At 41.5% G+C, this 22,426-nt stretch carries 16 protein-coding genes and 1 pseudogene; 4 read left to right on the top strand and 13 right to left on the bottom strand.

The genetic code is table 11. The features are described 5' to 3' along the window. Window positions 1–10 precede the first annotated feature (10 nt). Window positions 11–1,708 carry a lysine--tRNA ligase gene (gene lysS / locus RM549_RS06490; protein WP_311682961.1) on the top strand — a complete coding sequence of 566 codons (1,698 nt, stop codon included), beginning with the start codon at window positions 11–13 and terminating at the stop codon, window positions 1,706–1,708. 190 nt (window positions 1,709–1,898) lie between these two features. Here the strand turns inward: lysS and RM549_RS06485 are convergent, their stop codons facing one another. Continuing rightward, window positions 1,899–2,132: a DUF2267 domain-containing protein gene (locus RM549_RS06485; protein WP_311682959.1), complete on the bottom strand. Its 234-nt coding sequence runs from the start codon at window positions 2,130–2,132 to the stop codon at window positions 1,899–1,901. Window positions 2,133–2,440: 308 nt separating this feature from the next. Here RM549_RS06485 and RM549_RS06480 point away from each other — a divergent pair, with 308 nt between their 5' ends. Next, the gene (locus RM549_RS06480; RefSeq protein WP_311682956.1) at window positions 2,441–4,945 is read left to right on the top strand and encodes a zinc-dependent metalloprotease; all 2,505 of its coding nucleotides are present in this window, start codon (window positions 2,441–2,443) and stop codon (window positions 4,943–4,945) included. 257 nt (window positions 4,946–5,202) lie between these two features. After that, entirely contained in the window at window positions 5,203–6,108 is a 906-nt protein-coding gene (locus RM549_RS06475) for a DUF7282 domain-containing protein (RefSeq protein WP_311682954.1), read from the top strand. A gap of 110 nt (window positions 6,109–6,218) precedes the next feature. On the opposite strand, the gene RM549_RS06470 is transcribed toward RM549_RS06475, so the two are convergent. The 12 genes and pseudogenes from RM549_RS06470 to xrtF all read right to left on the bottom strand — a co-directional run bounded on the left by RM549_RS06470 (window position 6,219) and on the right by xrtF (window position 21,658). Next, window positions 6,219–9,464, bottom strand: coding sequence for a heavy metal translocating P-type ATPase (locus RM549_RS06470; protein ID WP_311682952.1), 3,246 nt, complete (start codon window positions 9,462–9,464; stop codon window positions 6,219–6,221). 79 nt (window positions 9,465–9,543) lie between these two features. After that, a complete protein-coding gene (locus RM549_RS06465; protein WP_432264701.1) occupies window positions 9,544–10,104 on the bottom strand; it encodes a helix-turn-helix domain-containing protein in 561 nt (186 codons plus the stop codon). A gap of 9 nt (window positions 10,105–10,113) precedes the next feature. Further along, window positions 10,114–11,460 carry an APC family permease gene (locus RM549_RS06460; RefSeq protein ID WP_311682950.1) on the bottom strand — a complete coding sequence of 449 codons (1,347 nt, stop codon included), beginning with the start codon at window positions 11,458–11,460 and terminating at the stop codon, window positions 10,114–10,116. Window positions 11,461–11,527: 67 nt separating this feature from the next. Then, window positions 11,528–11,848 carry a four-helix bundle copper-binding protein gene (locus tag RM549_RS06455; RefSeq protein ID WP_311682948.1) on the bottom strand — a complete coding sequence of 107 codons (321 nt, stop codon included), beginning with the start codon at window positions 11,846–11,848 and terminating at the stop codon, window positions 11,528–11,530. A gap of 95 nt (window positions 11,849–11,943) precedes the next feature. Continuing rightward, window positions 11,944–12,510: a helix-turn-helix domain-containing protein gene (locus RM549_RS06450; protein ID WP_311682946.1), complete on the bottom strand. Its 567-nt coding sequence runs from the start codon at window positions 12,508–12,510 to the stop codon at window positions 11,944–11,946. A gap of 72 nt (window positions 12,511–12,582) precedes the next feature. Further along, window positions 12,583–13,152 carry a DUF3347 domain-containing protein gene (locus tag RM549_RS06445; RefSeq protein ID WP_311682944.1) on the bottom strand — a complete coding sequence of 190 codons (570 nt, stop codon included), beginning with the start codon at window positions 13,150–13,152 and terminating at the stop codon, window positions 12,583–12,585. A gap of 24 nt (window positions 13,153–13,176) precedes the next feature. Next, window positions 13,177–14,895, bottom strand: coding sequence for an efflux RND transporter periplasmic adaptor subunit (locus RM549_RS06440; RefSeq protein WP_311682942.1), 1,719 nt, complete (start codon window positions 14,893–14,895; stop codon window positions 13,177–13,179). Next, window positions 14,895–16,187 (bottom strand): TolC family protein, encoded by a 1,293-nt coding sequence (locus tag RM549_RS06435; RefSeq protein WP_311682940.1) that lies wholly within the window; start codon window positions 16,185–16,187, stop codon window positions 14,895–14,897. The genes RM549_RS06440 and RM549_RS06435 overlap by 1 nt, the downstream gene beginning before the upstream one ends. Before the next feature lie 27 nt (window positions 16,188–16,214). Continuing rightward, a pseudogene (locus RM549_RS06430) lies at window positions 16,215–20,040 on the bottom strand (efflux RND transporter permease subunit). Window positions 20,041–20,158: 118 nt separating this feature from the next. Further along, complete coding sequence (locus RM549_RS06425) at window positions 20,159–20,563, bottom strand: HYC_CC_PP family protein (protein WP_311682937.1); 405 nt, start codon at window positions 20,561–20,563, stop codon at window positions 20,159–20,161. A gap of 85 nt (window positions 20,564–20,648) precedes the next feature. Then, window positions 20,649–21,116, bottom strand: coding sequence for an exosortase F system-associated membrane protein (locus tag RM549_RS06420; protein WP_311682935.1), 468 nt, complete (start codon window positions 21,114–21,116; stop codon window positions 20,649–20,651). Then, the gene (gene xrtF, locus RM549_RS06415) at window positions 21,113–21,658 is read right to left on the bottom strand and encodes an exosortase family protein XrtF (protein WP_432264703.1); all 546 of its coding nucleotides are present in this window, start codon (window positions 21,656–21,658) and stop codon (window positions 21,113–21,115) included. The genes RM549_RS06420 and xrtF overlap by 4 nt, the downstream gene beginning before the upstream one ends. Before the next feature lie 87 nt (window positions 21,659–21,745). On the opposite strand from xrtF, the gene RM549_RS06410 reads away from it, so the two are divergent. Next, entirely contained in the window at window positions 21,746–22,204 is a 459-nt protein-coding gene (locus tag RM549_RS06410) for a GAF domain-containing protein (protein WP_311682931.1), read from the top strand. The last annotated feature ends 222 nt before the right edge of the window (window positions 22,205–22,426 follow it).

Here is a 22,426-nt window from a genome sequence, read left to right as displayed (position 1 = left end):
AAATAACATCATGCAGCTATCTGAACAGGAAATCGTAAGAAGGGAAAAATTATCTGCCCTTAGAAAATCCGGAATTAACCCTTATCCAGCCGAACTTTTCCCGGTGGACCACACTACTTCTGAAATAAAATCCAATTTTGAAGAAGGTAAAAAAGTGGTAATTGCGGGCCGTTTAATGTCCAGACGTATCCAGGGAAAAGCATCTTTTGCTGAATTACAGGATTCAAAAGGTAAAATCCAGGTTTATTTTAACAGGGACGAAATTTGCCCGGGAGAGGATAAAAGCAAGTATAACGAAGTTTATAAGAAGCTGCTCGATATCGGTGATTTTATTGGAATTCAGGGAGAACTTTTTAAGACCAAGGTTGGGGAAATGACGGTAATGGTAAAAGATTACAGCCTGCTGAGCAAATCTTTGCGCCCGCTGCCACTTCCTAAAACAGACAAAGAAGGAAATACCCACGACGGATTCAGAGATCCTGAACACCGTTACCGCCAGCGCTATGCAGATTTGGCCGTGAATCCACAGGTAAAAGAAATTTTTGTGAAACGCACCAAGTTGTTCAACGCGATGCGAAATTTCTTTAATGATAAAGGATATTTTGAAGTAGAAACTCCTATCCTTCAATCTATTCCCGGTGGTGCCGCAGCAAGACCGTTTATTACGCATCACAACGCCTTGGATATTCCGCTTTACTTGAGAATCGCGAATGAGTTATACCTGAAGCGATTAATTGTTGGTGGTTTTGACGGTGTTTATGAGTTTTCGAAAAACTTCCGAAATGAAGGAATGGACAGAACCCATAATCCGGAATTTACCGCCATGGAAATTTATGTAGCCTATAAAGACTACAACTGGATGATGGATTTTACCGAAAAACTCCTTGAACATTGTGCGATTGCGGTTAATGGCACCACAGAGGCAACTTTTGGAAAGCACCAGGTAGATTTTAAGGCTCCGTACAAACGCATCACGATGATTGATGCGATAAAAGAGTTTACCGGTTATGATGTTTTCGGAAAATCTGAAAAGGAGCTTTTTGAAGCTGCTAAAGAAATGGGAGTAGAAGTGGATGAGACGATGGGTAAAGGAAAACTTATCGATGAAATCTTTGGTGAAAAGTGCGAAGGCAACTTTATCCAGCCGACTTTTATTACAGATTACCCGAAAGAGATGAGTCCGCTATGTAAGGAACATCGCGATAATCCGGAATTAACCGAACGCTTCGAGCTGATGGTCTGCGGAAAGGAAATTGCAAATGCTTATTCTGAATTAAATGATCCTATAGACCAGCGCGAGCGTTTCGAGGAGCAACTAAAGCTTTCTGAAAAAGGTGATGACGAAGCAATGTTTATTGATGATGATTTTCTTCGTGCGCTGGAATATGGAATGCCACCAACATCCGGACTGGGAATTGGAATGGACAGGTTAATTATGTTCCTTACCAATAACCAATCCATCCAGGAAGTACTGTTCTTCCCCCAAATGAAACCTGAAAAGAAAGCACCTACTCCAAAACCTGAAGATTTCATCAAAATTGGAGTTCCACAGGAATGGGTGGATGTGGTAATGCATGAGTTTATAAGTGTTTCCAAATTAAAGGAAAACAAACCGACTCAGGTGCACCAAAAACTTAACGGACTAAGGAAAAAGAACAAATTACCTATAGCTGCCCTTCAACTGGAAGATGTTGAAAAGTGGTTTTAGATGTTAAGCGCTGTTGGATTTAAACATGAACAGGCTTCGACAGGCTGAGCCGGACTGCACCTCTGGTGCCACACTGAGTTTGTCGAAGTGGAGATTGTAATAAAAAGCCATAGAGCCTGCATGTATTTGTAAAACACAAAACCCTCTCTTCCATTAGAACGAGAGGGTTTTTGCTTTTATTTAAGCGCACCTATTTAGGACCAAAGGCTCCACTAATTTTATTTCCAAGACCTCCAAGTCCATCATCAGATTTCTTTCCTACATTATCTCCTTCAGCATCATCCTCAAGGTATTTATCCACCTGCCCTGCAATTCCGGGAGGCAATCTGTCTTTTAAAAAGGAAGCTACCGTTCTTACTGCAGTTTCTGCCTGTGATTCTGTAATTCCTGCTCTTTGAGCTACTAATTGCACTACTTTTTTCATAATTCTTTTTTTATTTTCCTCTTCAATTTACCTAATTTTATCCAGGTTTTCTAACATCAGATCCGGCTTAACAAAGCATTATTATACTGTTCCTCATGGTTTTATCTTATTAAAAGGAAAATATCGTATGTTAAGCACAACCAGACCTTCAGAAATAAAACTTTTAATTTCCTGTATTTAAAGGATTTTAAGTCCGGATTTTTAACTAATTTTTAAACCTTTCAGGCTCTGAGGAGTCAAAGAAACGCGGCAGATAATTCTTTATATAATATCTCCGCTTAATTAAAACCACAATTAAATAAATTTTCATGATTAAACATTTTTCTTACAAGGCACTTCTTGTGGCTTTGTCCGTTTCTGTTTCCGGTTGTGCTGTTTTTCAGGCAGGAAGTTCTGAAAACACCGCTCAGGCTTCAGAAGATACAGAAGCGAAGAGTAAAGACAAGCTAAAACCTTACAACAAAATAATAACCAAAGATGCACAGAGCGATAAAGGATTGTTTACCGTTCATAAGGTAGACGACAAATATTTTTACGAAATCCCGGACAGTCTATTTAATCGCGAAATGTTAACCGTAACCAGGATAGCGAAAACTGCCAGCGGAATTGGTTTTGGTGGTGGAAAACAGAATACACAAGTTCATAAGTGGGAAAAGAAAGGTGACGATGTTTTACTTCGCGTAGTTTCTTATGAAGTTTACGCGGCAGATTCTTTACCTGTTCACGAGGCTGTGGTGAATTCTAATTTTGAGCCAATCCTTCAGAAGTTTCCTATCCAGACGATGAGAAAAGATTCAGTGTCCAATAATGTTGTTATTGATGTTACTGATCTTTACACTAAAGATATTATGGCTCTTGGCCTTCAGGATGATGAAAGAAAAGAATATAAAGTTTCCCGCCTGGACGACGAGCGTTCTTACATCGACACGATAAGAAGTTATCCTGAAAATGTAGAAGTAAGACACGTTAAGACATATAGCGCAGGAAATCCACCTTCTAACAGTAGTTTAGGCTCTATTTCTTTGGAATTCAGTAATTCCATGATCTTACTGCCTGAAGAGCCAATGGAACGCCGTTATTTCGACCAACGTGTTGGCTGGTTCGCAAGAGAACAGGTAGATTACGGCCTGGAGGCACAAAAAAGCGAAGAAGTACGTTACCTGGACCGTTGGAGACTGGAGGTAAAGGAAGAAGACATGGAAAAATTTAAACGCGGGGAACTTGTAGAGCCAAAAGAACCGATAGTTTATTATATAGACAGGGCAACCCCGGAAAAATGGGTTCCTTATATTAAACAAGGTATAGAAGACTGGCAGGTGGCCTTTGAAGAAGCAGGCTTTAAAAACGCAATTATCGCCAAAGATCCACCTTCAAAAGAAGAAGATCCAGACTGGAGTCCGGAGGATGTGCGTTATTCTGTAGTGCGCTATCTGGCTTCCCCTATTCCTAACGCCAATGGTCCCCACGTGAGCGATCCACGTTCAGGGGAAATACTAGAATCTGATATTAATTGGTACCACAACGTAATGACTTTGCTAAGAAACTGGTTTTTTGTACAAACGGCTGCAATTAACGAAGATGCACAAAGTGTAGCCTTTAAAGATGAAGTTATGGGACGTTTGATCCGTTTTGTTTCTTCCCACGAGGTTGGTCACACACTTGGGCTTCCGCATAACATGGGAAGCAGTGTGGCTTATCCTGTAGAGAAGTTGCGTGATCCTGTTTTTACGGCAGAATTTGGAACTGCTCCTTCGATTATGGATTACGCACGTTTCAATTATATCGCACAGCCCGGTGATGGTGATGTGGCTCTAATGCCAAATATCGGCCCTTACGACAAGTATGCAATAAAATGGGGTTACCGTCCTATTCCGGAGAAAGAAGGAAGAGAAGAAAAAGAAATTCTTGACCAGTGGATTCTCGAACATGCCGGTGATCCTATGTATCGCTTCGGAAGACAACAAAGCGGCGGAGTTATAGATCCCAGTTCACAAACCGAAGATTTAGGTGACGACGCTGTACTTGCAAGTGAATACGGAATTAAAAACCTAAAACGTATTCTACCAAATTTACTGGAATGGACTGCTGAAGATGGTAAAGATTATGAAGATCTTGATGATCTTTACGGTCAGATCGTAGGCCAATACAACAGGTACATGGGTCATGTTGCTGCCAATATTGGAGGAGTATACGAAAATTATAAAACTTACGATCAGGAAGGTGCCGTATATACGCATGTGGATAAAGAGCAACAAAAGCGGGCCATGAACTTTTTGCACACCCAGCTTTTTGAAACTCCGGAATGGCTTATGGATCCCAGTATTTTCAATAAAGTTGAATTTGACGGCAATATTGAAAGGATCAGAAACATGCAGGAAAGGGCGCTAAATAATATCCTGGATTTCGGAAGAATGGCGCGTTTAATGGAAAATGAAGAGGTTAACGGCAGCGAAGCTTATTCCCTGCTAAATATGATGACCGATCTTAGGAAAGGGATCTGGAGCGAATTATCTTCAGGAGGAAAAACAGACAGATATCGCAGAAACCTTCAGCGTGCATACCTGGACAGGATGGAATATCTTATGACCAAAGAGCAGGCAGAAATCCCTGCAAGATACCGGCAATGGGTGACCCAGAGTAGCATTGATGTTGCACAAAGTGACATTCGCCCTGTAGTGCGTGGAGAACTTAAAGTGCTGCAAAGACAGATAAGAAATTCTGTTTATAATTCGGGGGATACACTCACCTGGTACCATTTACAGGACGCATTAGAACGTATCGATTTAATCCTAAATCCTATCGCGAAAGGATAATCCGATTGGTTTAAGAATTTTAAAGCCTGCCATTCACAAAATGGCAGGCTTTTTTATTTCTATCTTCTTGCTTAAATGGTATAGCAGCACCATTTGTTTAACGGTTTTTCACAATACTTCTGTATTCAGCAGTTAAATTTGTAACCGCTTTAAGATTCGAGTTAAAGTAAGATTAAACAACATATAAAATTTCGTCAGACCCTTTTTGTTTCACAATTTTGCCTTTATAATTTATTAACCATAAAATAAAGATGACTATGAAATCAATGATGAACTTTGAAAAATACAGTAAGTACTTTTTCATTTTAGCCCTTTCCGTTGGAATGGCTAGTTGTGACAACGATGATGATGTGACAGATCCAGACCCAATGCCAGATGCAACAGGAACAATCACAGCAAGTGATCAAACATTATCCGGTAATACGCTTGTTATAGAAGATGTAACAGTTGGCCAGGACAGCTGGGTCGTGGTAAGAAATACCGACGACCAGACAATGGCAGCCGAACCTTACCTTATCGAAGATGATGAAGACGGAGAGGTAAGAATCGAATTAAATGAAGACGCAAATCTAACCGGAGATGCCGATGGTGATGACTTTGACGTTTCTCTTTATTCTGATAATCCTACCGAAGGAACACCGGGAACTTACGATGAAAGTATTGATGATCCAATTATGGACGCTAATGATGCAGATGTAACGCAAACTGTAAACACTACTGCACCCAGTATTTATGCTGATGATGATCAAATGGTAACTGAAGAAGGTGATGTTATGTTTAGTAACGTAAACACTGGTTCTACCGGTGGTTATATTGGCCTTTACGGTGAGAATGAAGATGGTACGCCTAATTATGAAGAACAAGTAGGTGTAAGCGAATACATTCAACCTGGTGCCAGTGAAAATGTAACTGCACGATTTAATGAAGGTTACGGTTATGAAACTGGACAAACTTATTATCCAAGATTATATACCGACAATCCTGCTGATCAAAGCTATACCTATTATACATCTGATGGAGCAGAGGATATCCCGGAGACTTATGGTTATGACCCAACATTAGGTACAGGTCGTTTTGTAAGAAACAGCGGTACTACTGCAACACCAGGTGGTTTCACTGTTGGAAACACAGGAGTTGGAACCGGACCTGGAGCCGATATGTAAAAATTTAAATTGAGAAAATCAATTTTTTTTTTTAAAACCGGAGAAAAAATCTCCGGTTTTTTTATGTCTGAAAATGTAAAGTCAGGCTCATAGCATCAGCCAAAGCTCATTCAATTTCCTATTTTCGCGCCTCGCAGTCTTAAAGCATTCGCAATTACTGAAACAGAACTAAAGCTCATTGCCAGCGCAGCAATCATTGGAGAAAGTAAAATTCCAAAGAAAGGATATAAAATCCCGGCAGCAATTGGCACTCCAAGAGAATTGTAAATCAGTGCGAAAAACAGATTTTCCTTTATATTCTTCATCACCTTTTTACTCAGGGTTTTAGCCTTAACCACTCCGTGTAGATCTCCTTTCACTAGCGTAATCTTTGCACTTTCTATCGCCACATCTGTACCGGTTCCCATAGCAATTCCAATATCAGATTGTGCGAGAGCGGGTGCATCGTTGATTCCATCACCGGCCATAGCAACTTTTTTCCCCTCTGCCTGTAATCGTTTTACTTCATTTTGTTTATCCTGCGGCAACATTCCGGCTTTAAAAGAAGTAAGATGCAGTTCTTCTGCAACCGCGGCAGCTGTGTTTTTATTGTCACCGGTAAGCATAATTACCTCAACTCCGCGGCTTATCAGTTCTGAAATTGCCGCCCGGCTGGTTTTCTTAATTGGATCTGTAATGGTGATATATCCGGCGATTTTTCCGTCTACCGCCAAATAAGAAACTGTTTTACCCAGATGTTGTTCTGAAGCGACCTTTTCTTTTATTTCTGAAGGAATTTCAGCCGCGGCTTCTTCCATCATTTTCTCATTGCCAATCGCTATTTTTTCATTCTGAAGCTGCGCCATTACTCCTTTCCCAGTAACCGCATTAAAATTTTCAGCTTCAGAAAGACTTATCTTTTTTGCTTTAGCATAATTTACGGTGGCTTCAGCTAAAGGATGTTCGCTTTGCGAATTTACCGAAGCTATTTTTTCCAAAACTTTCTCTTCAGAAAAACCTGAAACTGCAACAACTTTCTCCACAGATGGTTTTCCTTCGGTGATCGTTCCCGTTTTATCAATGATAAGGGTATCTATTTTATCCATTTGTTCCAGCGCCTGTGCATTCTTAATCAATACACCGTTTTGCGCACCTTTTCCAACTCCTACCATGACCGACATTGGAGTTGCGAGTCCCAGAGCACACGGGCAAGCAATAATCAGCACTGCAATAGCATTTATGAGGGCATATACATAACTCGGCTCCGGCCCATAAATCGCCCAGATTATAAAAGTGACCACCGAAATTATGACCACCACCGGCACAAAATATCCCGAAATTTTATCTGCGAGTTTCTGAATAGGAGCCTGCGATCTGCTTGCGTCGTTTACCATTTTTACAATCTGCGCCAGCAGGGTTTCATCACCTACTTTTTCGGCTTTCATGGTAAAGCTCTGGTTTCCGTTTATAGTTCCGGAAGTAACTGTGTCACCTTTGCTTTTCTCCACCGGAATGGGTTCCCCGGTAATCATCGATTCGTCCAGGCTGCTTTCCCCTTTTTCTATAATTCCGTCCACCGGAATTTTATCTCCCGGTTTTACCCGTAAAATATCCCCAACCTGAATTTTATCTGTGGCAATCACTTCTTCCTCTCCGTTTACAACACGAATGGCTTTATTGGGTGCAAGTTTCAGCAATTCTTTTACTGCGGAATTCGTCTGACTATGAGCACGGGCTTCCAGTAACTGGCCGAGTAAAACCAGCGTTAAAATAACTGTGGCCGCTTCAAAATAAACATGAACTGTTCCTGCGTCGGTTTTAAATTGCTCCGGAAAATAATCAGGAAAGAGTAATCCGAAAACACTGAAGATCCACGCGATCCCGGCGCCTATTCCAATTAGTGTGAACATATTCAGGTTCCAGGAAACTACAGATTTCCATGCCCGTTCGAAAAACATCCAGGTGGCATAGAACACCACCGGAATGGACAGCCCAAGCTGAATCCAGTTCCAGTAATACATATCCAGCGCATCGTACAGCGGGTTATCGGTTAGCATTTCGCTCATTGCAATAAAGAAAATCGGCAAAGTAAAACCTGCAGCAATCCAAAATTTCTTCAGTAGTTTTTGATAAGTCTTCTTCTCGGCAGAGACATCTGTTTCCAACGGTACCAGGTCCATTCCGCAAATTGGGCAATCTCCCGGCTCGTCCTCTACAATTTCCGGGTGCATGGGGCAGGTATATTTCCCGCTTCCGGAATTTAAACTCATCTCTTCCACCAAATCCATTCCGCAGACCGGACAATCGCCGGGTTCATCATAGGTTTTCTCCCCTTCACAATGCATGGGACAGTAAAATGTTCCTGTGCCTTTACCTTTTGATTCCGATTTTTCGGTATGTGGATGGTACACTTCCTCTCCCGGAACGAAAATCTGATAATTCCCGCCCGCTTCTTTTAATGCATGCTGAAATTTGCCAATTTTGATGTGCCGCTTCATTTCGACCTCAGCCTCGGCCTTTTCAAGATCAACTGAAGCCTTTGTCACGCCGTCAACATTGCTCAAAGCCTCCTCAACATGAGAACGGCAGCCGTTGCAGGTCATTCCGGTGATTTTATAGGTATGTTTCATCAGATCTTTACCTTTTTCTTCTTCCGAAGAAGATTCTGAAGGCAACATAATTTCATAATTCCCACCCGCTTCTTTTAATGCATGCCGAAATTTGCCAATTTCGATATGTCGCTTCATTTCAATCTCAGCTTCGGCTTTTTCAAGATCCACTGAAGCATTCGTCACGCCTTCAACCTTGCGCAAAGCTTCCTCAACATGAGAACGACAGCCGTTGCAGGTCATTCCGGTAATTTTATAGGCATGTTTCATTACAGTTTGACCTTCTTTTTCTTCCGAAGAAGATTCTGAAGGCATCATAATTTCATAATTTCCGCCCTCTTCTTTTAATGCATGCTGAAATTTGCCAATTTCGATATGCCGCTTCATTTCGATCTCCGCTTCGGCTTTTTCCAGATCGACTGAAGCATTTGTAACGCCTTCAACTGTATTTAGGGCTTCCTCAACATGCGATCGGCAGCCGTTGCAGGTCATTCCGGTGATTTTGTACGTGTGTTTCATCACATTTTCACCTTCTTTTCCTTCAGAAGAAGATTCTGAAGGCATCATAATTTCATAATTCCCGCCCGCTTCTTTTAATGCATGCTGAAATTTACCAATTTTAATGTGCCGTTCCATTTCAATCTCAGCTTCGGCTTTTTCGAGATCAACGGAAGCATTTGTGACGCCTTCAACTGTATTTAGGGCCTCCTCAACATGAGAACGACAGCCGTTGCAGGTCATTCCGGTGATTTTATAGGTATGTTTCATTGTTCTCTTCTTTACTTTACAAATTTCGGAAAAAGATCAGCTTAAGGTATTATACAATTTTGGAAGCTTTTGGTACAATTTAAAGCTCATCGATGGGTTTGCGCTTCTTTTCCTTTACCTTACGGAAATACGACGGAGTTAAGCCGGTAACTTTTTTAAATTGTTTACTAAGATGGGAAACGCTGCTGTAGTTGAGTTTGTTTGCTATTTCGCTTAAGGACAGTTCATCGTAAACCAGCAATTCCTTTACTTTTTCGATCTTTTGAGCAATGTAATATTGCTCTATAGTAATCCCCTGAACTTCAGAAAAAAGATTGCTTAAATATGAATAATCGTGGTTAAGTTTTTCAGCAATATATGTGGAGAGATTTGTCTTTAGCTGTTCCTCCTTCAAATAAATCAGCTCAATTACCGCCTTTTTTATCTGCTCGATCCAGCGGCTTTTTTTATCGTTAATGAGCTCAAAACCCACCTCATTGAGCACTTTGTTTAAAGCCTCTTTTCCATCCTCGTTAAGATCGTCCTGAATCTCCACCTCCCCCAGTTCTACTGAAACGGGAGGCAGGCCCAGGTTTTCAAGTTGAGATTGCACCACCATTACACAGCGGTTACAGACCATATTTTTAATATAAAGCTTCATGATTCGCTGTTAATCTTTACCGCTGTTTTCGTCTTGATCCTGATTAGAATCTTCCAGTTTCCCTTCCTGATCTGTGTTCTTCAGAAACAATTTTTCGCCAAAAAATGTAACTACGATTAAGGCTGCGGAAACAATAATAACAGTAAGATTTGTTTGTGCTCTTACCCACACAAAACCTATCAATACAACAACGTCCAGCACAATGGCCGTAATTACAATTACAGGATTCGCTTTTACTTTGTCTTTCATATGTCGTAGTACACCAACATGAATGATGATATCCATGATGAGATAAAAGATTGCGCCCATAGCTGCAATCCCCGAAAGATCAAATAGAACGGTTAAGGCAATAGAAAGTACCACAATATATACCAGCATATGTTGCTGAATATTTCCCGGCAATCCCAGGTGAGAATGTGGAATTAACTTCATATTTGTGAGCATCGCCGTCATTCTTGAAACGGCAAAAATGCTGAAAATAACACCAGTTATGGTGGCCACAATAGCAATTCCAACCGTAAACCACAAACCGAAATTTCCATAGAGAGGACGTGCAGCTTCTGCGAGGGCATAATCTTTAGCCTCTATGATCTGAGGAATTTCCAGGTTGGCTCCTACGGCAAGGGCAGTAATAAAATATACCGCACCACAAATCACCAGCGACCAGACAATTGCCCTCCCCACGTTTTTATGAGGCTCCTTTATTTCTCCGCCACTGTTAGTAATAGTAGTAAAGCCTTTGTAAGCAAGAATAGCAAGTGCCAGAGAGGCTATGTATTTCGTAAAACTGTTTTCGGGTGCCTCAGAAGGCATAGCAGAACCCACAGTAAAATCGGCTGCCCAAAGCGCACCAACAGCAAAAACCAGAATTCCACCAATTTTAATGGTTGCAGTAGTCATAGCGGTTTTTCCAATTACTTCATTTCCAAGGATATTTATTATAAAAGCAGCCACCAAAAGCCCTACCCCAAGCACAGGAACCCAAAAGCTATCCTCGCTTCCGTTAAACAACTGCATGGTATAGGTACCAAAAGTACGGGCAACAAGGCTTTCATTTAAAACCATTGAAAAAGCCATTAGCAATGCCGCAAAGGCAGTAATAGTTCCTTTTCCGTAGGCTTTTTGAAGGAACATGGCAATACCTCCCGCAGAGGGATAGGCGTGCGCCATCTTGATATATGAATAGGCACTGAAGCCGGAAATGATCCCTCCCACTACAACAGCAAGGGCAAAATATTCACCTGCAAGTTCTGCTATTTGTCCTAAAAGGGCAAAAATCGCTGCACCTATCATTACTCCGGTTCCCATTGCCACCGCGTTTCCGAGGCTAAGACTGTTCTTTTCGTATTGACTCATAGAAATTTTCGTTAAAGAATAAAACCCAGCAAAACTGGGTTTTATTGATTAGTAACTGATAATTAGGTTATGCTAAATAAGCTTTACAAGCCTGTTCACATTCCCTACATGCTTTTGCACAATCTTTACAATGTTGAGCTTCATGTTTTTCGCATTCTTCAGCGCAATCTCTACAAACTTTCTGGCAGTACTCTACAAGTCCTCTTGCATCGGCATCTTGTACAGCTAAAATTTGTACAAGGGCCGCACAGGCTTCAGCACAAACTTTATCTTTTCTTACGCAAGGAACCATTTTTTTTACATCGTCCTCACCCAAACAGGCGTCTGCACAATAATTACAGTGATTAATACAATTTCCTAATGTGTGAATAAATTTTTCATTTCTCATAATAACTTAGTTTTTATTGGTTTATCTCTAAATTAAGAATGAAAAATGGAAATGACTTTTAAAATTATGGTAAGATTTTACAGTTTTAAGGGAACTTAAACAGAATCCAGACTATTTCGGCTGTTTAGATGTTTTGTTTTATAAGCGGAAGGGCTAATACCAGTTGCTTTTCTAAAACTGGTAGAAAGATAGGCCGAGCTGGAATAACCCATATCGGCAGCAATTTCAGAAATACTGAGTTCGTCGTACTCCAGTAGCTCTTTTATCCTTTCAATTTTTATGGAATTCTGAAAACTTTGTATGCTATGTCCTTCGCTCTTGCTGAACAAGTTGGTGAGATGGCTGTAATCATAATTAAGCCTTGCACTAAGTATTTCCGAAAGATTGACATTTCTGAGCCCTTCTTCATACACCTGTTCGATAATGATCGATTTGATGCTGTTAATAATGCGCTCCTGCTTCTTCTGAAGCAGTTCAAAACCTACTTTATTAAATTCTTTCTGAAGATCGTGTGTTTCCATATCTGTTAGCGGTCTCTCGAGAATGGCTTCTCCAAGTGAAACCTCACTAAACGGAATCTTTAAGCCTGTTAGGATATCACGCACCGTTGTTTTACAGCGGCCGCAAACCACATTTTTGATATGAATAGTAGTTTTCTCCAAAAGAAAATTTTAAAAGAATAACTGCCTGTCGGATTTATTTAATCGAACAGGCAGCTCTTCTGAATTACATAATTAATTTAAGGTCTGATCTACCCTTCCGCAGTTAAGCATTTTGTCACCAAAATATGGATTCCTGATTTCCTTGGAACTGGAATACCAGTAGTCTCCCTGTCCTTCAAAAGCCATGGGACAGTATTGCTTATAAATTTCTCCCGAAGCCAAAGCTCCTTCCAAAACAGGCTGCATCGCTGCAGTTAATTCTGAAAAAGCTTCCCGCTGTAGATTTACATCTTCAGTTTCAGCAATTTTACGTGCCGGTTCTAAAAGTTCAGATTCTTCGGAATTTTCTTCTAAACGGCTTACCAGATTTTCCGCAGCATTCTGTGCTTCTGAAGCATCAGTATCTACCAAAGCATCTTTAACTTCTACATACGCATTATAAACCTCTGCGGTAGCTTCTTCGGTAAATTCCGGGGAAGATTCGGTAACCTCCTCATTTTCTTCAGTCATAGTATCCTGATGCATTTCATTCTGCATTGGCGGCGCCACTTCCTCGTTTTCTTTATTGTCTTTACAGGAGGTTAAACTTATACTTCCTGCGATCGCAGCAAAAAACATTGCATTTCTAAGTACTTTTTTCATTTTCTGTCTATTTAATATTTAAAGTTAATTTATTTCTTTTAAAACCTCACCACAGGTTAACATCGCTTCTCCATAATAAGGATTTCGAATCTCACCGGAAAGGCTAAGCCAGTTGGCACCGTTATCATTATCTGCCATAGGGCAATGCTGAACAAAAAGTTTTTGATCCAGAGGCTGAAAAGTGGAAGCAAAGTTGATCATCACTTCAGAATATTCGTCAAAATTACTTCTCATTGCTGAAATATCACCGGCTGCAGCAACTGCTTTGTGCCGGTTTTGCAATTGTGTCTTAAACTGTTCCATTGTAGCCCTTGCCTCCTCTGAAAATGTATTGGGGTCGATATTTGCCAATTTTCGACCCAGGCTTGACGCTGACTCCTTTGCAGAATCAAAGTCATCATTCACTAGCGCATCTTTTAGCTGCAGATAATTTTCTACAACAGCTGCCGCTTTGCTCCTGGCATCTTCCGGCAGTGTAAAAGTCTCATTCAAAACTTCCTGGTTAATATCAGGATTCATCATACTGGGCTTTCCTGCCAGTTGCACGGCCGCATCTACGGTAAAAGTTCCGTTTACTACAATCTCATCCCCTACCTGCAGTCCGTTTTCTATCACATAAGAATCTCCCAGCGAAGGGCCAAGGGTTACTTCCCGCAATTTAAAACCTGCACCATCTTCCAACTCTGATTTTATGTAAACCAGGGAACGTTCCCCTGTCCACAACACCGCAGATTTCGGCACTACAATTTCTTCGGAAGACTCCTGTCCCACCTGATTTTCTACTACTCCCGAAGCAAACATTCCGGGCTTTAACCTTCCGTTTTCATTCTCTACCTCAACTCGCGCCATGGCAACGCGGGTATTGGAATTCAGCAAAGGGTCGATAAAGCTTATTTCTCCTGTAAATGTCTCTCCAGGAAGCGACCTGATGGTATATTCTACTGTACTGCCTTCCTCAATCCAGCCGAGTTCACTTTCGTAAAGGTCAAAAACCACCCACACTTCCTCAAGATTGGAAATTTCATACACCGGCATTCCCTGCTCAAGGTAATCTCCCTGATCGGCAATTTTTTCAGTAACAATTCCGCTGACATCAGCAGTTATCGGGAAGCGCTGTATCGCCTGATTATTATTTAAAATCTGCTGAATCTGATTTTCACCAATTTTCCAGTTTCTTAGCTTCTGTTTTGCAGCTTCGAAAAGTTCGGGCTGACCTTCTTTAATTTCCTGCGCCTGCAAAAGTTCTTCCTGCGCTGTGACTAATTCCGGAGAATAAATTGTCGCCAGCGTCTGACCCCGGCTCACACTTTCGCCGGTAAAATTCACCCGCAACTGCTCTATTCTACCGGGAATATGAGTAGCCTGGGTATAGGCATTTCGCTCGTCTACCACCACTTTTCCATTTAAACGAACTTCCTTTTGAGCATCTCCGCTGCCCACGATCATCGTTCTTACATTCGCAAGTTTCAGCGCATTTTCACTCATCCTGTACACTTCAGGATCTCCCGTAGCATTGTCTTCTGAAAGCGGAATAAGATCCATCCCGCAAATTGGACAATCTCCCGGCTCCTGTTGCCGAATCTGCGGGTGCATGGAACAGGTCCAGATTTGATCTTCTTCCATCGCTGCATGATCATGTTCAGAAGATTCTGCAGTATCGCCTGAAGGTTTTACCAGCCAGCCAATAAAACCACCAATCAGCAATGTGATCAATATAATTATGATATTTTTTCTGTTTTTCATTAGTCCTGATTTTTGTTAATGAAGAAATAATCCAGTTTTGCATTGGCCACAAAAGCATTTTTTATTGCTTCTATTTTCTGAAGCTGAAGCATTAGAATATCCTGATTCATTTGCAAAACTTCTTCAAAATTACCGGTCGCATTACTGAAGGCCGATATTTGTAATTTATTGGCCTGCTTCGAACTTTCCAGCTGCCTGTCGTAAAGCGAAATTAGCCGCTGTGCCTTCCGAAGTTTGTACTGTGTCATCTCCAGTTCGCTCTTCATATTGTTAATTTTCGCCTCCCTGTTTTGTTCTGTTGCAGTTTCCATAAGTTCAGCTTCTTTTTGCGCTGCTTTATATTTTTTTCTGAAGATGGGCAGGCTTACCGAAAGCATCGGCATGATTGCATCCTGCCCGTTATTGACAGGATTTGCATCTGTTCTTTCTGAAATTACCGAGTAGTCCACTCCAATTCCGATTTGCGGGAGTCCGTTTTTCCTGGCTACCACTTGCTGACTCTCATATGCTTCAGCCTGCCGGTTAAACTGCTCTATCGCAGGATGATCTTCAAAATTCTGCTCATTGATTATTTCCGGCTTCATCTCATTAAATAGCTCCTCAACCATCAGCGTATCTGCAACAAAAACTTCTTCATTAATTCTTCGGTTTAAGAGTAAGTTAAACTGAGTCCTTAATGTTTCGAGTTCCTCTTTCAACAGCAAAATTTCAGTGATTGCCTGCTCCCGCTGTATATCAATTTTCACCACATTTACCATGGGTGCGCTCCCGGCTTCAAATTTTCTCAAGGCCAGTTCCCGGTAAGAATCCAGGATTTCTAGGTTATCCTCCTTTACCGCAATAGTTGCCGATAACTGGAAAATTTCAGCATAGGCCGATTTCACCTGATAACTTAGGTTTCCCCGCACATCCAGGTATTCCTGGAATTTTGCTTTAGCCATTAATTCTGCCGTAGTCGCTTTTGCTTCCAAAGTTCCAAACCACGGGAACATCTGCATTAAAGAAAACCGCGCTTCCTGTGCTCCCAGTCGCGTTTCTACCATCCTTCCAAAGGCGCTCATGGTGAGCGTAGGATCGGGCAGGGACGAAACCTGAGGTACCTGCTGCATAGCCGCTTCAAAAGCGGTGTAAGCAGATTGCACCTCGGGATTATTCTCTGCAGCAACCTGGAGATAGTTGTCCAAATTCTGGGCATATCCCCCCAGCCCCCAAAAGAAGAAAAACAAAAATCCCCCCAGCCCCCGAAGGGGGAGCCTCAATGATTTAAAGAATATTTTTATATATAATTTCATAATAATTTTTGTTTTGGAGAACCATTTTTATTCTCCCCCTTCGGGGGAGTCAGAGGGGGAATGTTCCCGCCAATACGCCTGTAATACCGGCACCACAAAAATGGTCATTATCTGAATCAGCATTCCGCCAACTATTGGGATGGCCATTGGAACCATAATATCGGAACCTTTTCCTGTGGAAGTTAACACCGGAAATAAGGCAATTATTGTCACTGCAGTAGTCATCATGGCCGGCCTTACCCGCTTTTTACCAGCTTCCATTACAGCATCCCGAACTTCCGGAACCGTGGTGGGTTTTCTTTCTTCAAAAACCTGGTGGATATAAGTTCCCATTAATACCCCATCATCGGTGGCAATTCCGAAGAGCGCAATAAATCCGACCCAGACTGCCACACTAAGATTAATTGTCCCCATCTGAAACAAATCCCTCATATTCATTCCCGAGACCGCAAAATCCATAAACCATTCCTGCCCGTAAAGCCAGATCATGATGAAACCACCGGCAAAAGCCACAAAAACTCCCGAAAAATGGATCGTAGAGGCTATCACTGTTTTAAATTGAAAATACAGCAACAGGAAAATAATGATCAGACAAATAGGTATTAGTATGGCAAGACGTTTTACCGCCCGCACCTGATTTTCATAATTTCCCGAAAATTTATAGCTTATTCCTGCAGGAACTACCAGCTCCCCGGCATCTATTTTCTCCTGGATATATGCCTGCGCATCATTCACGACATCTACTTCTGCGTAATTTTCGCGTTTATCAAAAAGAACATAACCGGTTAAAAAGGTGTCTTCACTTTTTATCATTTGCGGCCCACGCTCATAGTTAAGATCGGCAAGTTCTCCCAGAGGAATCTGCGCTCCGGAACGCGTTGGTACCAGAATCCGTTTTATAGATTCGGGATCGTCCCGAAGTTCCCGCGGATACCTGACCCTAACCGGAAAACGTTCCCGTCCCTCTACAGTAGAGGTGATCTCCATTCCGCCAATTGCAGTTTCGATAGTTTGCTGAACATCTTCTATGCTCAATCCATACCTCGCAATGGCATTACGGTTGATGTCTATTTCCAGGTAAGGTTTCCCAACCACCCGATCTGCAAAAACAGCTTCAGATTTAACTGCAGGAACTTCTTTTAATAACTGCTCCAGCTGAATTCCGAACTCCTGAATGCTTTGCAGATCCGGCCCGTAGATTTTAATTCCCATAGGAGCACGCATTCCGGTCTGCAACATGACCAGGCGTGTTTCTATAGGCTGAAGTTTTGGCGCTGAGGTGACACCCGGAAGGTTCGTCCTTTGCACAATTTCGTCCCAAATATCATCAGGACTCCTGATGTGTTCCCGCCAGTTTCGGTAATACTCGCCGTCTTCATCTGCAATAAGCTGCTCCTTTAGAATATCCCGCTCAATTCCTTCGGAGTTTGTTACAGTATCACCGGACTTCAGGATAAACCTGTCATCTTCATCTACCTTAAAAGCCATTGGCTTCCCTACTTCAGAAAGGAGATATTCCGGCTTATAGTTGATGATATTTTCAAACATAGAAATAGGCGCAGGATCCAGAGCGCTTTCCACTCTTCCCATTTTGCCCACGGCCACTTCAACTTCAGGAATTGAAGAAACTGCAATATCTAACTGACGAACAGTTTTTTGGGTTTCTTCTATCCCCGCGTGTGGCATCGTGGTAGGCATCAGCAAATAACTTCCTTCATTTAGCGAAGGCATAAATTCTTTTCCCACACCGGGAAATGTGTGCGTGAGACCAGACCAGACGCTTGTTTTTCTCACTTCCCATCCCGTTTTCTCGAGTCCGTTAGCTACAAAACCGAAGATCCTCGGAAACCCGAACCAAATCATTATTCCGAAGAAAATAGTGATAAGCGGTAAAAGCAGGAATTTGCCCTTATTTTCCAGACACCATGTAAGAATCGGCTCATAGTATCTCACGATCGCCATTAAAAACAACAGCGTGAGCGCCAGCAAAATGATAACAAATATGTAGTTTGAAAATAAAGAATTCTGAAAACCGAGCGGCATCCATTCTTCCGAAAGGAAAAGTACACTTACTGCGACAATGATCCCGAGAATAATATTTTCTGAATATTTGCCCAATAATTGGGGTTTTTGAGCATCCACTATTTTGAGGATCCCGATAAGCGTAAGTGCCAGCGGAAGCCAGAATCCAAAAATTATAGCCAGTGCAATCCCTGAAATTATCAGGATAATGTTCCAGATTCTCTGAGTCCGTTTTTTGTCTATTTTAAAGTTGAAAGCGAAGTAGGAAAGCATCGGTAATATCAGGATTCCTACCACGAAAGCCGCAGCAATAGCAAAAGTCTTTGTAAACGCCAGCGGACGGAAAAGTTTTCCTTCAGCATTTTCCATAAAGAAAACCGGAAGAAAACTAACTACAGTGGTCGCCAAAGCAGTGGTCACCGCAGGTGCCACTTCTATGGTAGCTCTGTGGATCACTTCCAGCAGTTTATTTCCGGTGGCATTTTTATTATCAGGGAATTCCAGGTGCCGGATAGTGTTTTCGACAAAGACGATCCCGACATCCACCATCACCCCAATTGCAATTGCAATTCCAGAAAGCGCAACTACGTTAGCATCTACATTAAAATACCGCATCACGATAAAGGTCATTAAGACGGCGATTGGCAACAAACTTGAAATAAGGAAGGACGCTCTAATACTAAGCACCAGCACAATTATTACAATTATGCTAATAAGGATCTCGTGAGAAAGTGCAGTTTCTAACGTTCCAATCGTTTCGTTGATCAGCTGTGTACGATCATAAAACGGAACAATGGTAAGCTGACTCTCAGTTCCATCGGCTAAGGTTTTTGTTGGTAAGCCTGATGAAATTTCTGCGATCTTCTCTTTCGTATTCTCAATTACCTGCAACGGATTTGAACCATACCGGGCAACCACCACCCCGCCTACAACTTCGGCTCCCCCTTTATCCAGTAATCCGCGGCGTTGTGCCGGCCCAAGATGAACTTCTGCAATATCCTGTATTAAGATCGGAGTATTTTCATTTTCTGAAACAACTGTGTTCTCTATATCTTCAATGGATTCTATATATCCAAGCCCACGCACAAGATATTCCACCTTATTTACTTCCATTGTCTTTGCACCTACGTCCCGGTTGGAATTTTTAACGGCCATCATCACCTGATCTATACCGATATTGTAAGCTTTTAAAGCATCTGGATTAACATCTATTTGATATTCCTGAACATATCCACCAACCGAAGCAACTTCGGCAACACCTCGGGTTCCGCTTAGACCAAGCTTCACATAATAATCCTGAATTTTTCGAAGTTCGTGAAGATCCCAGCCTCCGGTAACGTTCCCGTCAGGATCACGGCCCTCAAGTGTGTACCAGAAAACCTGCCCCAAGCCGGTAGCATCTGGCCCCAGCGCCGGTTGTGCATCGGGAGGAAGTAAACCTGCCGGAAGAGAATTCAGTTTTTCCAGGACGCGTGAACGTGACCAGTAGAATTCCACATCTTCTTCGAAGATTATGTAAATACTGGAAAACCCAAACATCGAGGAACTCCGTATGGATTTCACTCCGGGAATCCCAAGTAAGGAAGTGGTAAGCGGATAGGTAATCTGATCCTCAATATCCTGCGGGGAACGGGCCCGGCCAGTCTGTAAATACGATCTGCTGATTTTCACCAATATCGGGAATGGCATCTACAGGAACAGGATCGTTGGGTAAAAATCCGGTGTCCCAATTAAATGGTGCTGTAACAATTCCCCATCCTACCAGAAATAATAGCAGGATCACGGCCACCAACCGGTTGTACAGGAAATACTTAATAACTTTACTGAACATTCTTTTAATAATTTAAGGATGAAATGCTTCAGAAATGTCCGAAGGAAGATTTCTGAAATAGACACAACTGTGCCTGCTGGTAGAGCTTTAGCTTACCAACTACAACATCTATAAATTATCAAATAAGAAAAACGCTGTCTACCAGATGTATATCTGAGACCAGCAAAGGAGGGGAATAATCTTTAAAAGGAATTACCTGTTCCGGAAGTCCCTCGAACAGGTTGATGTAAGACCAGGTAAACGTGGTTAAAAACATTTGTTGATCCAGATCGAAAGACTGGAAGTTATGTTTTAATTCATCCTGCCCTTCTACAGCTACTTTTTCGTTGCTGCAACAAGCATCTCCATCAATCGTATCTTTGGAAGACAACATTTCCATCCCGCAGGTTTCAGCTTTTGCCAAAATTGCAGTGTCTACCAATATGCTTCCGCAGAAATGTTTATCTACCGTAAAAGAAACGGTGGAAAACAGCACTACAAAGGCCATTAATATAGAAATACTATTATGAAGTGACTTTTTCATCGGCTACAAAAATACAACTTTTTTAATAAACCGTTTTCTAAAAAGTTGGAAGTGACAAAAATAGCAGAATAACAGCAGGCCAGCTTTAGCTATTATTGGAAAAACTTTCAGTTTTACCGGAATTTGTGTTTCTAAGGCGATAGTAGTAAAAAGCCGGGAGTAAAATCAGGATGAAAATTGGATGAATAAGAAACCTTCTTACATAGAAGAGGGCGAGAAAATGCTCATTTTCGATATTAAGCAGAAGATAGATAAAGATACTGCCGGCGAGGAGAAAAAGGATTCCATAGAGAAGGGCACTGAATTTTAGAATGTTTTTGTTCAGAAAAGCAACGTACAAGATGACAAGGGAAATGGCTGTATTGATGAAGAACCTCAGCATGACATTCAGCACCAACGGCCAGAAGTCAAATTCCGGAATTTTGTTATTCAGGTAATCTCCCTGGTAAAACCAAATCAAGGGATCGTAAAAAAGCGAATTTTCAAAATAACGTACAATTACCAGTAAAATCACCAGTAAAGAAATGCCTGCTATTCTACGTTTTTGCCTCATTTCTGAAATGATTTAGAGAAAATCTGTACCCAAAGCACCCAAAGGATAAAGACTGTTCCATAAATAATAAGCGGAAAAACCACACTATGCAGGATCGAAGAGTACTGCGGATATTCGTAAAGACCGACGGCTAAAATGGCAATTCTTATTATATTCATCGCATAAATGATCGCCGATCCCGCCAGAATGTACAATAAAGTGGCTTTAAGCTTTCCAAAGAACGACAGAATAAAGGCCGTAAATAAAATAATAATACTAACTGAGTTACAACCTTCCACAATCCTGGCCAGGTAAACTTCATTTACAAACAGCTTCATGGAAGGCTCTGTTTGATGCGGAAGTACAGTCGCGCTATAGCCAAACGAATTTATAAGCGATTCACTTTGGACGCCAACAAGATGAGTAAGATAATCCGGAAAATAGAAGTCGGACTTAAAGAAAATCAGGTAGGCATTATAAAACATCGAAAACACAAAGTAGCTCCCGAGGAACATAAAAATGAACCGAAGCACCGAACTGTATTTCCGAAATAGCTGAAGCAAATAAGTAATGGGTTTTAACAAATTTATACAAATACTAAAGCTTGCCGACTATAAAAAAGTAAATACTTTTGCAGAAAATATAAAGCTATGGCATTTGAAAAATTAAAAACCCAGGTTGAAGAAATAATTGCAAGAAATTCGGCTTCTGTAGAAGAACGACTTACTGAAATTTGCGAGCTATTGCGGGAGAATGTGGATTATTACGACTGGGTTGGTTTTTATTTTAAGAATGGCGATAAAGAAGAACTTAAATTACATTCTTTTGCCGGTGAACCAACAGATCACACCATAATTCCTTTCGGAAAAGGTATCTGTGGTCAGGTTGCTGTTTCTAACCAGAATTTTGTGGTGCCAGATGTTAAAGCACAGGATAACTATATCGCCTGCAGTATAAATGTAAAGGCAGAAATTGTTGTTCCCCTTTTTGTAGACGGTGAGAACATAGGACAAATAGATATCGATTCCAATACTCCCGATCCTTTTACTCAAGAAGATGAAGCGTTTTTAGAATGGGTGAATGAGAAGGTAGCACGGATTGTAGCTTAGATTGTTTGGAGTTTGGAGTTCGGAGTTCTTTGTTCGTGGTTCATTTAAGGAGATCGAAAATTGCCGTTTTTAAATGCTCTTATAGTGGAGAGAGGAAAGTGGAAAGTTCATTGAACTACTCACTCTTCACTTTTCACTCCTTTTACTCTTTTCCTTCTCTGCAGGCCGATAATTGCCAATTTAGAGCATGCTCTTTGGAGTTCGAAGTTTTTTGTTCGTAGT

Origin of the sequence: Autumnicola patrickiae, assembly GCF_031846525.1 — a bacterium.
Lineage (GTDB): Bacteria > Bacteroidota > Bacteroidia > Flavobacteriales > Flavobacteriaceae > Autumnicola > Autumnicola patrickiae.
Note: the sequence above shows the minus strand (reverse complement) of the source record. Positions and strands in the feature narration are given on the sequence as shown.

Bases quoted from the DNA above. Each gene is read 5' to 3' on its own strand.
- RM549_RS06440 (WP_311682942.1), bottom strand. From the start codon at position 14,895: ATGAAAAACAGAAAAAATATCATAATTATATTGATCACATTGCTGATT.
- RM549_RS06435 (WP_311682940.1), bottom strand. From the start codon at position 16,187: ATGAAATTATATATAAAAATATTCTTTAAATCATTGAGGCTCCCCCTT.
- lysS (WP_311682961.1), top strand. From the start codon at position 11: ATGCAGCTATCTGAACAGGAAATCGTAAGAAGGGAAAAATTATCTGCC.
- RM549_RS06420 (WP_311682935.1), bottom strand. From the start codon at position 21,116: ATGAGGCAAAAACGTAGAATAGCAGGCATTTCTTTACTGGTGATTTTA.
- RM549_RS06460 (WP_311682950.1), bottom strand. From the start codon at position 11,460: ATGAGTCAATACGAAAAGAACAGTCTTAGCCTCGGAAACGCGGTGGCA.
- RM549_RS06475 (WP_311682954.1), top strand. From the start codon at position 5,203: ATGAAATCAATGATGAACTTTGAAAAATACAGTAAGTACTTTTTCATT.
- RM549_RS06480 (WP_311682956.1), top strand. From the start codon at position 2,441: ATGATTAAACATTTTTCTTACAAGGCACTTCTTGTGGCTTTGTCCGTT.
- RM549_RS06465 (WP_432264701.1), bottom strand. From the start codon at position 10,104: ATGAAGCTTTATATTAAAAATATGGTCTGTAACCGCTGTGTAATGGTG.
- RM549_RS06470 (WP_311682952.1), bottom strand. From the start codon at position 9,464: ATGAAACATACCTATAAAATCACCGGAATGACCTGCAACGGCTGTCGT.
- RM549_RS06485 (WP_311682959.1), bottom strand. From the start codon at position 2,132: ATGAAAAAAGTAGTGCAATTAGTAGCTCAAAGAGCAGGAATTACAGAA.
- RM549_RS06455 (WP_311682948.1), bottom strand. From the start codon at position 11,848: ATGAGAAATGAAAAATTTATTCACACATTAGGAAATTGTATTAATCAC.
- RM549_RS06410 (WP_311682931.1), top strand. From the start codon at position 21,746: ATGGCATTTGAAAAATTAAAAACCCAGGTTGAAGAAATAATTGCAAGA.
- RM549_RS06425 (WP_311682937.1), bottom strand. From the start codon at position 20,563: ATGAAAAAGTCACTTCATAATAGTATTTCTATATTAATGGCCTTTGTA.
- RM549_RS06445 (WP_311682944.1), bottom strand. From the start codon at position 13,152: ATGAAAAAAGTACTTAGAAATGCAATGTTTTTTGCTGCGATCGCAGGA.